At 65.0% G+C, this 12,169-nt stretch carries 10 protein-coding genes and 1 tRNA gene; 3 read left to right on the forward strand and 8 right to left on the reverse strand.

Features of this window, described 5'->3' with window-relative positions:
- Positions 1-10: 10 nt before the first annotated feature.
- Complete coding sequence (locus AAGW05_RS00305) at positions 11-1,084, reverse strand: alkene reductase (RefSeq protein WP_411802464.1); 1,074 nt, start codon at positions 1,082-1,084, stop codon at positions 11-13.
- A 163-nt stretch (positions 1,085-1,247) separates the two neighbouring features.
- On the opposite strand from AAGW05_RS00305, the gene AAGW05_RS00310 reads away from it, so the two are divergent.
- A tRNA-Met gene (locus AAGW05_RS00310) sits at positions 1,248-1,321 on the forward strand.
- Positions 1,322-1,411: 90 nt separating this feature from the next.
- On the opposite strand, the gene AAGW05_RS00315 is transcribed toward AAGW05_RS00310, so the two are convergent.
- The 5 genes from AAGW05_RS00315 to AAGW05_RS00335 all read right to left on the reverse strand — a co-directional run bounded on the left by AAGW05_RS00315 (position 1,412) and on the right by AAGW05_RS00335 (position 5,756).
- Positions 1,412-2,494 (reverse strand): sulfate/molybdate ABC transporter ATP-binding protein, encoded by a 1,083-nt coding sequence (locus AAGW05_RS00315; protein ID WP_411802465.1) that lies wholly within the window; start codon positions 2,492-2,494, stop codon positions 1,412-1,414.
- A complete protein-coding gene (locus tag AAGW05_RS00320) occupies positions 2,484-3,395 on the reverse strand; it encodes an ABC transporter permease (RefSeq protein ID WP_411802466.1) in 912 nt (303 codons plus the stop codon). Before AAGW05_RS00320 ends, AAGW05_RS00315 begins: the two co-directional genes overlap by 11 nt.
- Entirely contained in the window at positions 3,373-4,212 is an 840-nt protein-coding gene (gene modA, locus AAGW05_RS00325; protein WP_411802467.1) for a molybdate ABC transporter substrate-binding protein, read from the reverse strand. The genes AAGW05_RS00320 and modA overlap by 23 nt, the downstream gene beginning before the upstream one ends.
- Positions 4,209-4,619, reverse strand: coding sequence for a TOBE domain-containing protein (locus AAGW05_RS00330; RefSeq protein WP_411802468.1), 411 nt, complete (start codon positions 4,617-4,619; stop codon positions 4,209-4,211). The genes modA and AAGW05_RS00330 overlap by 4 nt, the downstream gene beginning before the upstream one ends.
- Before the next feature lie 165 nt (positions 4,620-4,784).
- Positions 4,785-5,756 carry an aldo/keto reductase gene (locus AAGW05_RS00335; RefSeq protein ID WP_411802469.1) on the reverse strand — a complete coding sequence of 324 codons (972 nt, stop codon included), beginning with the start codon at positions 5,754-5,756 and terminating at the stop codon, positions 4,785-4,787.
- 258 nt (positions 5,757-6,014) lie between these two features.
- On the opposite strand from AAGW05_RS00335, the gene AAGW05_RS00340 reads away from it, so the two are divergent.
- The gene (locus AAGW05_RS00340; RefSeq protein WP_411802470.1) at positions 6,015-6,872 is read left to right on the forward strand and encodes an aldo/keto reductase; all 858 of its coding nucleotides are present in this window, start codon (positions 6,015-6,017) and stop codon (positions 6,870-6,872) included.
- A 115-nt stretch (positions 6,873-6,987) separates the two neighbouring features.
- Here AAGW05_RS00340 and AAGW05_RS00345 read toward each other — a convergent pair whose 3' ends face one another.
- Both AAGW05_RS00345 and AAGW05_RS00350 read right to left on the reverse strand, forming a co-directional pair.
- Positions 6,988-7,764: a PspA/IM30 family protein gene (locus AAGW05_RS00345; protein WP_411802471.1), complete on the reverse strand. Its 777-nt coding sequence runs from the start codon at positions 7,762-7,764 to the stop codon at positions 6,988-6,990.
- 204 nt (positions 7,765-7,968) lie between these two features.
- Positions 7,969-9,999: a TPM domain-containing protein gene (locus AAGW05_RS00350; RefSeq protein ID WP_411802472.1), complete on the reverse strand. Its 2,031-nt coding sequence runs from the start codon at positions 9,997-9,999 to the stop codon at positions 7,969-7,971.
- A 254-nt stretch (positions 10,000-10,253) separates the two neighbouring features.
- Here AAGW05_RS00350 and AAGW05_RS00355 point away from each other — a divergent pair, with 254 nt between their 5' ends.
- Positions 10,254-12,083, forward strand: coding sequence for a trypsin-like peptidase domain-containing protein (locus AAGW05_RS00355; RefSeq protein ID WP_411802473.1), 1,830 nt, complete (start codon positions 10,254-10,256; stop codon positions 12,081-12,083).
- Positions 12,084-12,169: the final 86 nt, after the last annotated feature.

Genomic DNA, 12,169 nt, shown 5'->3' on the forward strand with positions numbered 1-12,169 from the left:
GAGCCTGCCTCTAGTTGGCCCAGAACGGGTAGTCCGTGTAGCCCTCAACACCTGCGCTGTAGAACGTTGACGGGTTCGGCTCATTCAGCGGCAGGCCCTCTTCCCAGCGGCGGACCAGGTCCGGGTTGGCCAGGGCCGGACGGCCAACCACGACGGCGTCGGCCCAGCCATTGCCTGCGACGGCGAGTGCATCCTGCAGCGTTGTGATGGTGCCAAAGCCCGTATTCAGGAGCACCGAACCACCAAACCGCGTGCGAAGCTCCTGGACCAGGGTGCCGGACGGATCCTTGTGCAAAATGCTGAGCCCTGCCAATCCCAGCGGGGCGATCCCGTCAACCAGCGCAGAATAGGTGGCCAGGGTCTGGACGGGGTCGCTCTCCAAGGCGCCCTGAACGTTGTGCTCGGGCGAGATGCGCAGCCACGTGCGGCCGGCACCGACGGCCGACGCCACGGCAGCGACAGTCTCAATGACAAAGCGGGCACGGTTCTCCGGGCTGTCTCCATAGGCGTCGGTGCGCTGGTTAGCCGAGGGTGCCAGGAATTCATGCAGAAGGTAGCCGTTGGCGCCGTGGAGCTCGACGCCGTCGAATCCGGCCTCGATGGCGTTGCGGGATGCCTGGACGAATTCCTCAACGATGCCCGGCAGTTCGGCTGTTTCCAGTGCGTGCGGCACGGGGTAGGGCAGCTTGCCGGTGTAGCTATGGGTGTATCCATCCACCGCGACGGCGCTGGGGCCGACCACCTCGCGGCCACCGGTGGTCCCTGAATGCGTGACCCGGCCCGCGTGCATGATCTGGGCGATGATCCGTCCGCCGTCGGCATGCACGGCGTCGGTCACCCGGCGCCAGCCAGCGATCTGGGCATCGGTGACCAGGCCGGGCTGGCGGACAAAGCCCTGGCCGGCAAAGCTCGGGTAGACGCCCTCACTTGTCAGCAGCCCCATGGAGGCTCGTTGGCGGTAATATTCGACCACCATGTCACCGGGGACGCCGTCGACGCCGGAGCGCGAACGTGTGAGCGGGGCCATGACGAGCCTGTTGGGCAGGCGCAGATCGCCAAAGGTGACGGGGGAAAACAAGTTCAAGGGGTGTCTCCTGATGCAGTGTGGGGAAAGTGGTGCCTCCCTGCCCTCAAGCAACACCTGGCCGGAAATATTCCCTTCGGAAGGCTCGATTTCCGGAGCTTCATGCCCGCAGATCCCCTCGAGTTGGTGTTCCGGGAAAACCCATGTACTGTTGAGGACGCAACGCGGGGTGGAGCAGTTCGGTAGCTCGCCGGGCTCATAACCCGGAGGTCACAGGTTCAAATCCTGTCCCCGCAACAGATGAGGAAAACCCTCGGCCAGATGGTCGGGGGTTTTTCGTTTCCCAGGCCTAAAGTGTCAAACAGCCCCGACAACATCCACCGCGATTCAGGCCGGGTACAGAACCACTTCGGCAGCCTTGACGACAAAAAACACCTCGGAGCCCGGCAACAGGCCCAGCTCGGCGACAGCCGCGGGGGACACGTCTGCGGCCAGGCTCCCCGCCCTGACCCTAATGTGCCCGCCCTGCGGTTCAAGTGCCGTGATGCCGACGGGAAAGCAGTTCCGCGGGCTGCCCAAGGGCGGTGCCATGAACACTGACACCGACGACGGCGGGAAGGCGGCCAAGCCTTCAAGCCCACCTGATGTTCGGGGTGTTTCGGCGCAAGGGCCGGTTGCAGCCAGGGTGCCGGCGGGGCGGCCGGCGACCTGCACGCCGTCGGACGTTATAAGGCTGGAGCCCTCAAGGATGCCGGGAAGGACGTTCAGCCCCGCAAGCGACGCGGCGAAGGCGCTGCGCGGGTGGGCCAGAACCGTGGCGGAGGGCCCGGATTCGACGATGCGCCCGCCCTCCATGACGATGATCCGGTCCGCGAGCATCAGTGCGTCGAGGACGTCGTGCGTGACGATGATCGCGCGGCGGCCCGCAAGCACCCGCTTGAGCAGGCTGCGCAGGAACGGTGCGGTGTTCACGTCAAGGGCGGCCATGGGTTCGTCAAGGAGCAACAGGTCCGGATCCGTGGCGAGGGCCCGGGCGAGGGCAACCCGCTGGGCCTGGCCCCCTGAGAGCTGGGCGGGAAGCCGACGCGCCAGGGCGGTGGCATCGACCTCGGCGAGCCAGTGGCGCGCGCTGTCGCGGCTTTCAGCCTTTGACGCTCCCCGGCTGCGCGGGCCGAAGGCGACGTTCTCGAGCACGGTCAGGTGCGGGAACAGCAGGGGTTCCTGGGCCAGGACACCCATGCCGCGCCCGTGCGGGGGCTGCCATGCGGTGCCGGGGGAGAGCTTGAACAGGCTCCTCCCATCGAGGGTTGCGTGGCCGGAATCCGGTTTCAACAGCCCTGCCAGCATTTGGACAATGGAGGACTTTCCCGCGCCATTGGGTCCCAGGACGGCGACAGTTTCCGCGGGGCCAACCTCCAGGGCGACATCCACGTTGCGGGCGGCCAGCACGGCGCGCAGGTCAAGGGTCATTGCGGTTCCTCCGGCCGGGCAGCGATGCTAGGCTCCGCAGCGGCGACTTGGGTGCCCGGTACGTCAGCGCAACCACCACGACGGCCACGGCAATGAGCAGGAACGACAACGCCACTGCGGCGTCGGGGTCGGTCTCGCGCTGCAGGTAGATTTCCAGGGGCAGTGTGCGGGTGACGCCCTGGAGGCTGCCGGCAAAGGTCAGGGTTGCGCCAAATTCGCCCAGGCAGCGGGCAAAGGACAACACCGCGCCAGAAATCAGGCCGGGAAGGACCAGTGGGAGCGTGATGCGTCGCAGCACGGTGGACGGACGGGCGCCCAGAGTGGCGGCGACCGACTCGTATTTTTGCCCGGCCGTGCGCAGGGAACCCTCGAGGCTGAGGACAAGGAAGGGCAGGGCCACAAATGTCTGCGCCATGACCACGGCGGTGGTGGAAAAGGCAATGTCGATCCCGGCTACATTCAGATACCGTCCGATCAGGCCCTCCCGTCCAAAGGTGTACAGCAGTGCCAGCCCGCCCACCACGGGTGGAACAACCAGAGGGAGAAGGATCAGTGCGCGCAGGATGCGCTGGCCCGGAAACTGCGCCCGCGCCAGAAGCAGGGCCAGTGGCACACCAAAAATGATGCACAGCGTGGTGCTGGCCACGGCCGTCCGCAGGCTCAGCGCCAAGGCCTCCACGGACGATTCGGAAGTGATCAGTGCCGGAAACTGGCCCCAATTGACCTGTGCCACCATGCCGGCCAAAGGAAGCAGGATAAAGAGTGCCCCGAGCGCGGCCACAAGATAGATCCACGCGGGCACGCCGGTGTACCGCCACGGCCCCTTCCTCCTGGCCGCAGCCTTGGCGGAAGGGGCCGGGGCGGCACCCGACGGGTGGCTACGGGGCGCCAAAGCCGGCATCGGCGAGCACCTTTTGCCCGCTGGCACTTGTCACCAAGGTGATGAACGCCTGGGCCAGCTCGGGCACCTTTGATGATCCAACGGCGACAATCGGGTAGTGGTTGACGCTCGCGTTGGCCAGGTCGAGGGGAATCGTGGTGACCTTGCTTCCTGCCGTCGTGGCGTCAGTGACGTAGACAAGTCCGGCGTCGGCCTCGCCCGAGGTGACCTTGCCCAGGACACTTGTCACCGAGAGTTCCTCGCTGACGGGCTTGAGCGTGAGCCCTGCACTTTTCGCATCCGCCGCGCTGGCAGCCCCGCACGGCACCTGGGGTGCGCAGACAACAAGTTTCACGCCCGGCTTCGCAGCATCGGCAAAGCTCTTGATGTTGGCCGGGTTGCCCGGCGGGACCACGAGGGTCAGCACGTTGCTGGCAAAGCCACGGGGGGTTCCCTTGGCCAGTCCGGCCGAGGTGAGCTTGTCCATGGTGACGGTGTCGGCGGAGGCGAACACATCGGCAGGGGCACCCTGGGTGATCTGGGTGACGAGGGTGGAGGAGCCGTCAAAGTTCAGTGAGACCTTGATACGGGGGTTCGCGGCCTCGAACTGGGTGGCGAGTTCGCTGAAGGTTTGCTTAAGTGACGCCGCAGCGTAGATGTTAAGCGTTCCTGACAGTGCTGTTGCGCTGGTGGAATCCGCCGACGTGTTCGCCCCCGGCGCCGTGTCCGACGGGGCGCACCCGGCCAGGCCCACCATCAGTGCGGCGGCCACGACAGGGACGACCCCCAGAACGGGATGACGGCGTCGTCCACGGCTCGCTGTGGTGAACAGTCTCATGATTGCCTCCCGGTGGCAGGCACTTCAATGATGACATTGGTTGACTTCACAACGGCGGTGGCAACCGAACCCGGCTCCAGCCCGAGGTCCCGCACGGCCTCGCTGCTCATGAGCGAGACCACCCGGAAGGGGCCGCACTGCAGCTCCACCTGGGCCATGACCTTGTCCAGGACAACGTTGGTCACGAGTCCCACAAACCGGTTCCGGGCCGAACTGCCAACACCCGTGGGGTCCTGGGGCAGCTGGGACTGCTTCTTGGCGATCGCGGCAAGCTCGACGCCGTCGATCACCATCCGTCCCTGGGCGTCCTTGCTGCCGTGCAGGGTTCCGTTCTCCAGCCAGCGCCGCACGGTGTCGCCGCTGACTCCAAGGAACAGTGCCGCCTCTGATACGCGAATGAGAGCCATATCCGCAGTCTACGTCCTCAAATGCGAAATTTAAGTAACAATTTCGTCGCAAATCGGCTTTTTGCGAAAGTCCCGCCCCGACGGCAGGGACAAGGCGCTTGATCGTTGCATTCTCGAAAATAGCCAAGTGCGATTTATCGCCCAGCAGGCCGCCGTTGACGCCGCTCACCAGGCGTAGTCCTCAGGTGCGGTTTTGGGTCCGGGGAAGATCTCGTCGAGCCGGGCCAGGGCGACTGCGTCAAGGGTAACGTCAAGTGCCTTCAAGGCGGCGGTGAGTTGTTCGGAGGTCCGCGGCCCCACGATCGGGGCAGTCACCGCCGGCTGGTGCAGCAGCCAAGCCAGGGCAATTTCGGCCGGCGTCTCGCCGCGGTCGGCAGCGAACGTCTCAAAGGCGGCGATGGCGTCCCTGGACTTTTCCAGCGCTTGGGCGGCGCGGCCCTCCACGCTGCGGACGCCGTCGTGGTTCTTCGCCAGGACGCCTCCCAGCAGTCCGCCATGCAGGGGAGACCAGGGGAGGATCCCCACACCGTAGTGCTGCGCGGCCGGGATGACCTCGCGTTCAATGCTGCGCTCGAACAAGTTGTAGAGTGACTGCTCGCTGACAAGGCCCGTGACGGGGCGCCGGGCGGCGGCCTCCTGCGCCGCGGAAATGTGCCAGCCGGCAAAGTTTGAGCTGCCCGAGTAGATGATCTTGCCCTGTTGGACCGCGACGTCCACTGCCTGCCAGATCTCGTCCCAGGGGGTGCCTCTGTCGACGTGGTGGAACTGGTAAAGGTCAAGGTGGTCGGTCCTCAGGCGGTGCAGGCTCGCATCCAGTGCGCGGCGGATGTTCAGGGCAGAGAGCCCCGAATAGTTGGGCGTGGGCGCCATGGTGCCGTAGACCTTGGAGGCAAGCACAGTGTCCTCGCGGCGGCCGCCACCCTTGGCAAACCATCGTCCGATGATCTCCTCGGTCCACCCGCGGCGTTCCTCACCACCGTAGGCGTTGGCCGTGTCAATGAAGTTGATGCCTGCCTCGCGGGCCTCGTCCAGGATGCGGTGGGCATCGGCCTCCTGCGTGCGCGGGCCGAAGTTCATGGTGCCAAGGCACAGGCGGGAAACTTTCAGCCCGCTGCGGCCAAGATGTGTGTGGTTCATTGTCAATTGCTTCCTTCGAGAGCTTGGAAACGCAGGGTTTGAAACGGAAAAGGGCCGCATCATGGGTTCAGGGCCGGCCCTGTCCCCATTCTGCCCCTGTGGGGGTAGAGCGCAATAGCCCCCGGCCGGGAGATGAGCCGGGCGGCACCACGGGAGGCAGCCCGAGCCGAACGTCACCATGCGTTCACAAAGCCGCGATGCACATAGGCTGGACACAGCCGCCTTCCGTTGCGGAAGCCTGAAAGGAATGAGTTGGACATGAGCGCATCAACGAATGCAGGACCAGCAGGGGCCGTTCCCAACCTGACCCTGAACAACGGCGTCACGATCCCGCAGCTGGGATTCGGTGTTTTCCAGATCCCGCCGGAAGAAACCCGCATTGCCGTGAGCGAGGCACTGGCCGCCGGCTACCGCCACATCGACACGGCGGCCGCCTACCGCAACGAGGCAGGCGTCGGTGCCGCCATTGCCGAATCCGGCATACCGCGCGATGAAATCTTCCTGACCACCAAGTTGCGCAACGGCGAGCAGGGCAGCCCGCGCGCCGCGTTCGAGGCCAGTCGCAAGGCCCTCGGGGTCGACTCGATCGACCTCTACCTGATCCACTGGCCGGTGCCGTCGCAGGGACTGTACACACAGGCGTGGCGTGAACTTGAAACCATGTATGCGCAGGGCCAGATCCGGGCCATCGGTGTCTCCAACTTCCTGCCTGAGCACCTCGAGGAGCTGCTGGCGAACTCCACGGTTGTTCCAGCGGTCAACCAGATCGAGGTGCACCCCACGTTCCAGCAGTCGTCGCTGGCGCAGAAGAGCCGCAGCCACGGCATCGCTGTGCAGGCCTACAGCCCGTTGGGCCAGGGCAAGGACCTCTCCGGCGACGTCGTGACCGGGCTGGCCGCCAAGTACGGTGCCACCCCTGCCCAGATCGTGATTGCCTGGCACCTCGGACTGGGGAACATCGTCATCCCCAAGTCGGTGACGCCTGCGCGCATCCGCGAAAACCTTGCCGCCGCGGCCATCACGCTGACGGCGGAGGAACTGGCAGCAGTCTGCGCCCTCGAGACAGGCGAACGCATCGGGGCGGATCCCGCGCTCGCGGCCTTCACCCAGATGTAACCCCATGACGCCGGCAGGGCATGCACAAGGGGTGGTTTCGGAATCCGAAACCACCCCTTGTGCATTGCATCTCCAGAGTGGATGTCCTGTGCCGGACACCCGCCAAGGCCTCCTGTTACAGGCTGTCGAACTCGGATTCATCCACCGTGTCGGCGGCCGTAATGGCTGCCGGCGCGGGCGTTGAGCCGGCCTTCAGCGCTGCAAGACGTGCCTCGACCTCCGTCTGCTCGCCCAGGTCCTCAAGCGAGTTGAACTGCGCGTCAAGGCTTGATGCGGCAAGTTCGTTCTGTCCGCGGACCTTGGCCTCTTCGCGGCGGATTTTCTGCTCGAAGCGGCTGACCTCGCTCGTGGGGTCCATAATGTCGATGCTCTTGAGCGCGTCGTTGACCTGGGTCTGCGCCTCGGCCGTCTTGGCGCGGGCGACCAGCTCATTGCGCTTGTTCGCCAGCTCGGTCAGTTTGCCGTTCATCTGCTGCAGGCCGGTCTTGAGCTTGTCCACCACATCGGTCTGGGCGGCGATGGTCGGCTGCGCGGTGCGGGCCTCGTTCTCGGAGGTGATCTGGCGCTGCAGGGCAACCTTGGCCAGGTTGTCGAACTTCTGCGCATCGGCGGCATTGCCGGCGGCCCTGAACTCGTCGGCCTTCCGGCTGGCTGCAAGGGCCTTGTTGCCCCAATCCGAGGCAGCCTTGACGTCCTCGTTGTAGTCATCCTCCAGCATGCGCAGGTTGCCAATGGTCTGGGCAACGGCCGATTCGGCCTCGATAATGTTCGCCTTGTAGTCGCGCACCATTTGGTCAAGCATTTTCTGCGGATCCTCCGCAGAGTCCAACAGCCCATTGATGTTGGCCTTGGCCAACTGTGCGATACGGCCGAAAATTGACTGCTTTGCCATTCTTTTCCCCTTATATGTGCTGGTTGAATCAAACGAAATCTCAATATATGCTGCGACGGCGGCCCTCGTGACCTGGGTGCCGGGGACTGCCTTCAATTCTTCTCCAGGTGCCCTGCCGGTGCAATGCCGCCACGCCTGCCGTGAAGGTACGACGCCGGGAACCTCCCCGGGCGCCGCGTTGCGCCGCGGCCGGCAACGCAATGGCTAGAAGTTGCCGCCGCCTCCGCCGAAGCCGCCGCCACCTCCGCCGCCACCAAAATCGCCGCCGCCGCCGAAGCCGCCGCCGCCGAAGCCGCCGCCACCAAAACCGCCGCCACGCCCTCCGCCGGAGAGCAGGCCGCCAATGATGCCGCCGAGGATGGCGCCGCCCATTCCGCCGCCCATGGATCCGCGGCCACCGCCACCGTAACCACCGCCGCCACCAAATCCATCCACGTCATCTTGGGCGTACTGGATGGCCTGCTGGGCCAGCTGTTGCGACTGCTGTGCGTAAGTCAGGGCATTGCTTGGATCTGCATCGGCGATCGTGACCGCATAATCGAAGTTGCGCTCGGCCTCCGATAAGCGGGTGCGGGCCGCGGACCCCACGCCGCCCCTGCGGGCCGCAATGAAGTCCTTGGCCGTGGCGATCGTGGCCTGCGCGCTGGCGAAGGCCTGCTGCAGTGCGGCCTGTGAGCGCAGGGCCTGCTGCTGCTGGTCGCGGATGCCAGTCAACAGTTCATCGAGCTGGCTGTGTGCCTGCTGCACGGCGGTGAGCTGGGCCAGCGGATCGGGCGTGCCGGCAGCCGCGTTCCTCCGGACGTCGTTGAGCACGGCTTCGGCGGACTGGACGGTGGGGGCATAGCGGGCGAACTGGGCGGAGGCCACCATGGGCTTTGCCTGCTCAAGGTCGGCCAGCGCTGCCGGAAGTGCGCTCACCAAGGTTGTTGCGGCGTCGTGAATGGCATTTTCAGTCTTGGCAATCGCATCCAGCAGCACGGTGCACTGCACCAGGCTTTCCTCTGCGGCCTTGACCGAAACGGCCGCAGCGGCAGTGTCGGACTCCGCAAGCTTCGCGTCTGCATCGGCGGCAGCCGTGTCGATGAAGTCAAGGCGCTCCTTGGCCTCGGCAACATTGTCGCGCACAGGTGCAAGGGCCGACTCGGCGTACTGCGAAGTCAACGCCGCCAGCTGCTGTTCCGCGCCAGCCACCGAAGTCCGGGCTGCGGATGCCTGCGTGCGGATTGTTGCCAGCACCGCCGGTGCCGTCCGCTCAAGCTCACGCAACTCGTCAAAGGCGGCCTTTTCGGCATCGAGCGCCGCGTTGGCATCCTCGCAGTTCTTGATGATGTCACCGAGCCAGGTCCGTTGCTCCTGGATGGTGTCAGGAATTTCATCATCCAACTGCTGCTGGAGCTTGAAAGACTCGGACAGGTGTGTTTTGGCACTATCCAATGCGGCCTGGAACTGCTTGACTGCCTCATCCCCGTACGACGCCTGGGCAAAACCAATCTCATGCTCGCTGGTCTTGATCGCGTCGTCTGCCGCAATCAAAAGGGAACCGGCCTTGGCCCGCAGCTCCGCGATGGTCATGCCCGCATGGGGATCCAACGCCTTGCCGTCGGGGCCGAAGCCCTTGGCCGTGGCCTCGGCTGCACCCTTCTTGCGCTTGCTGCGGATGTACAGTGCTGTGCCCGCACCGCCAACGACGACGACGCCGCCGATTCCCAGCGCCACGAACCCGCCGGTCGGGTCGGGCACCTTGCCGGGGCCTCCGCCGGCGGCGTTGCCCAAGGCTGCCGCCGCATCAATGGCCGCCTGCGCCCAGTTGCCTGCGGCAAGCTGCGGCTTGATCGCGCCTGTCTGAATGCTCTGATTCTTGGCTAAGGGGATCACCGAGGTGTCTGCCAGGAGGGCGTACTTCCTGTCCTGGGTTGCCACCACCAGGATGGCGTCGTTGGCGCCGAGCTGCTTGTTGTCCTTAACCTGCGTTCCCCAGGCCTCGCCTGTCATGCCGTCAAAGGAGTCGACGTAGACAACATAGAACGTCAAGCCGTGGTCCTGGCCCAAGGTGTTGATCGCCTTCTGGACGTCGCCCTGCCTGCTGCCCAGGGCGTTTGCATTGTCAACAATGTAGGTGCCAGCTGGAATTGTCACCGGTGCTTCTGCCTGGGCAATTCCGGCGGGACCCAGCATCACAAGCATGAGGCCCAGCACTGCAAGAACCGGGGGAAAAACCTTCAACCGTGCAAACATGGCTCACCTTTGACTGGGGGATCACTGGAGAATCCGGCCTTAATACTCCAAACGATACTATGGCGGTGTTTGAATCGGGTGCCGAATTTTCCGCCCAGCGAATAACCGGGGACGCCAGATGCTGATGGATAATGGGTCGTGTCGAACCTTCACAGCTGCCTTCCAGCCAACGTTCGTCAAGGCACCAGCCACGGCCGACAAGATGAAAATCAATCAAGGATTCATCACAAGAGATTTGAAGGAAGGGAAAGCTGATGTCAGAGAACACCAGTGATCAGAACACCCCCAACGAAGAACAGCAGGCTCCCCAGAACGGTGAGGCCGCGGCGGCGCCCCGTTCCGACGACGCAGTTCAACCGAACGAGGCAGCCCCTTCAACCGCGGCTCCCGAGACACGCCAGGTGCAGGCAATAACCCCGGCGGAAGCAGTCCAGCAGCCGCAGGCACCCCAGCCGTGGCGGGCACAGCAAAGCACGCCCCCGGCCCCCTATGACGCGCCGGCCGAAGGTTCGGCACCCTATGGCGCGCCGGCCGAAGGTTCGGCACCCTATGGCGCGCCGGCCCAGGGCGCCCCGGCAGCACCGACGTATGGCGCGCATTCCTACGCCACCCCGACCCCGCCGCTGAACCCGGCCGCTTCGGCGAACCCGACCGAACCCCTCCACGCGCCCTCTGCACGCGCTGCCGCCAGCACACCCAACCCGACGGAACCCATCCCGGGCAACTTTGCCCAGCAGCATGGCCAGACTCAGCCGTACCCAGCCCAGTCGCACACAGGTGCACAGCACACCCCGACGGGGCACGCAGGACCCGGGTACCCGGCGTCGGACGCCTACCCACACACCCTCGCCCCGGCCGTCACGGCCAGCCCCAAGCAACGCCGGAAGGTGGGCATGGGTCTGTTTGCCGGGAGCGTTGTGGCCGCTGCCCTAGTCGGCGGCCTGGTGGCCGGAGGTTCTCTCCTGATCGCAGACCAGACGGGCAACAACTCCCCGACCAGCACCAGCTCGCAAAGCGCCCCGCTCATTGTCAACAACACCAACTCCGTCAACGCCGTGACGGCGGCCGCAGCGAAGGCCATGCCGTCGGTGGTCACGATTTCGGCCACGAGCGGCAGCTCCGGCGGCACCGGCTCCGGAATTATCCTTGACACCGAGGGCCATATTTTGACCAACACGCACGTAGTGACGCTCGACGGCGAGGCGGCCCACGCGACCATCGAGGTTCAGACAAGCGACAACAAGGTCTACCCCGCAACGATCGTTGGAACCGACCCGCTCTCCGACCTTGCCATTGTCAAGATCAACGCCCCCGGCCTGGTACCTGCGACGTTGGGGGATTCGAACAGCCTCAATGTCGGTGACACCGTCATTGCCATTGGTTCCCCGCTTGGCCTGAACGGAACAGTCACCGACGGCATCGTCTCAACGCTGAACAGGACCATCCAGGTGGCCTCCTCCGCCGTGCCGTCGACCCCCAACGACACCTCACCTGACCAGGGCAAAGGCGGAAACGGATTCCAGTTCTCCCCTCCGGGCGGCGGTCAGAGCCCCGCAGCCGCACAGGGCACAGTGAACCTGAACGTCATCCAGACCGATGCCGCCATCAACCCGGGCAACTCGGGAGGCGCCTTGGTGAACTCCAACGGCCAGGTCATTGGCGTCAACGTCGCCATCGCCTCCACCGGCAGCTCGTCAAATTCCAAAAGTCAGAGCGGAAACATTGGTGTTGGCTTCTCCATCCCGATTGACCACGCAAAGCAGGTCGCGGAGCAGATCATCAAGACGGGAACAGCCACACACGGCCAGCTGGGCGTATCGGTCAGTGCGACCGCCACTTCCTCATCCGACAGCACATTCTCCATCGGTGCCATCATCCAGTCGGTGACACCTGGCAGTGCAGCTGCGAAGGCCGGATTGCAAAAGGGTGATGTCATCACGAAGCTGGGCGATCGGGCCATCACCGATCCGGCCTCGCTCACCGCGGCGGTTCGTGAGCAGCCTGGAGCCGCCTCGGTGAAGGTCGACTTCACCCGCGGCGGCAAGGCACAGTCGGTTGACGTCGCACTTGACACCATGAAGTAGGAGCCTCTGCGCACCAAAAGGCCCCCTCCGGCACCGTTTTTTCACGGCCGCCGGAGGGGGCTTTTTGCTGTCCGCGTTTCGGCCCG

This window comes from Arthrobacter sp. LAPM80 (assembly GCF_046736435.1).
Classification (GTDB): Bacteria; Actinomycetota; Actinomycetes; order Actinomycetales; family Micrococcaceae; genus Specibacter.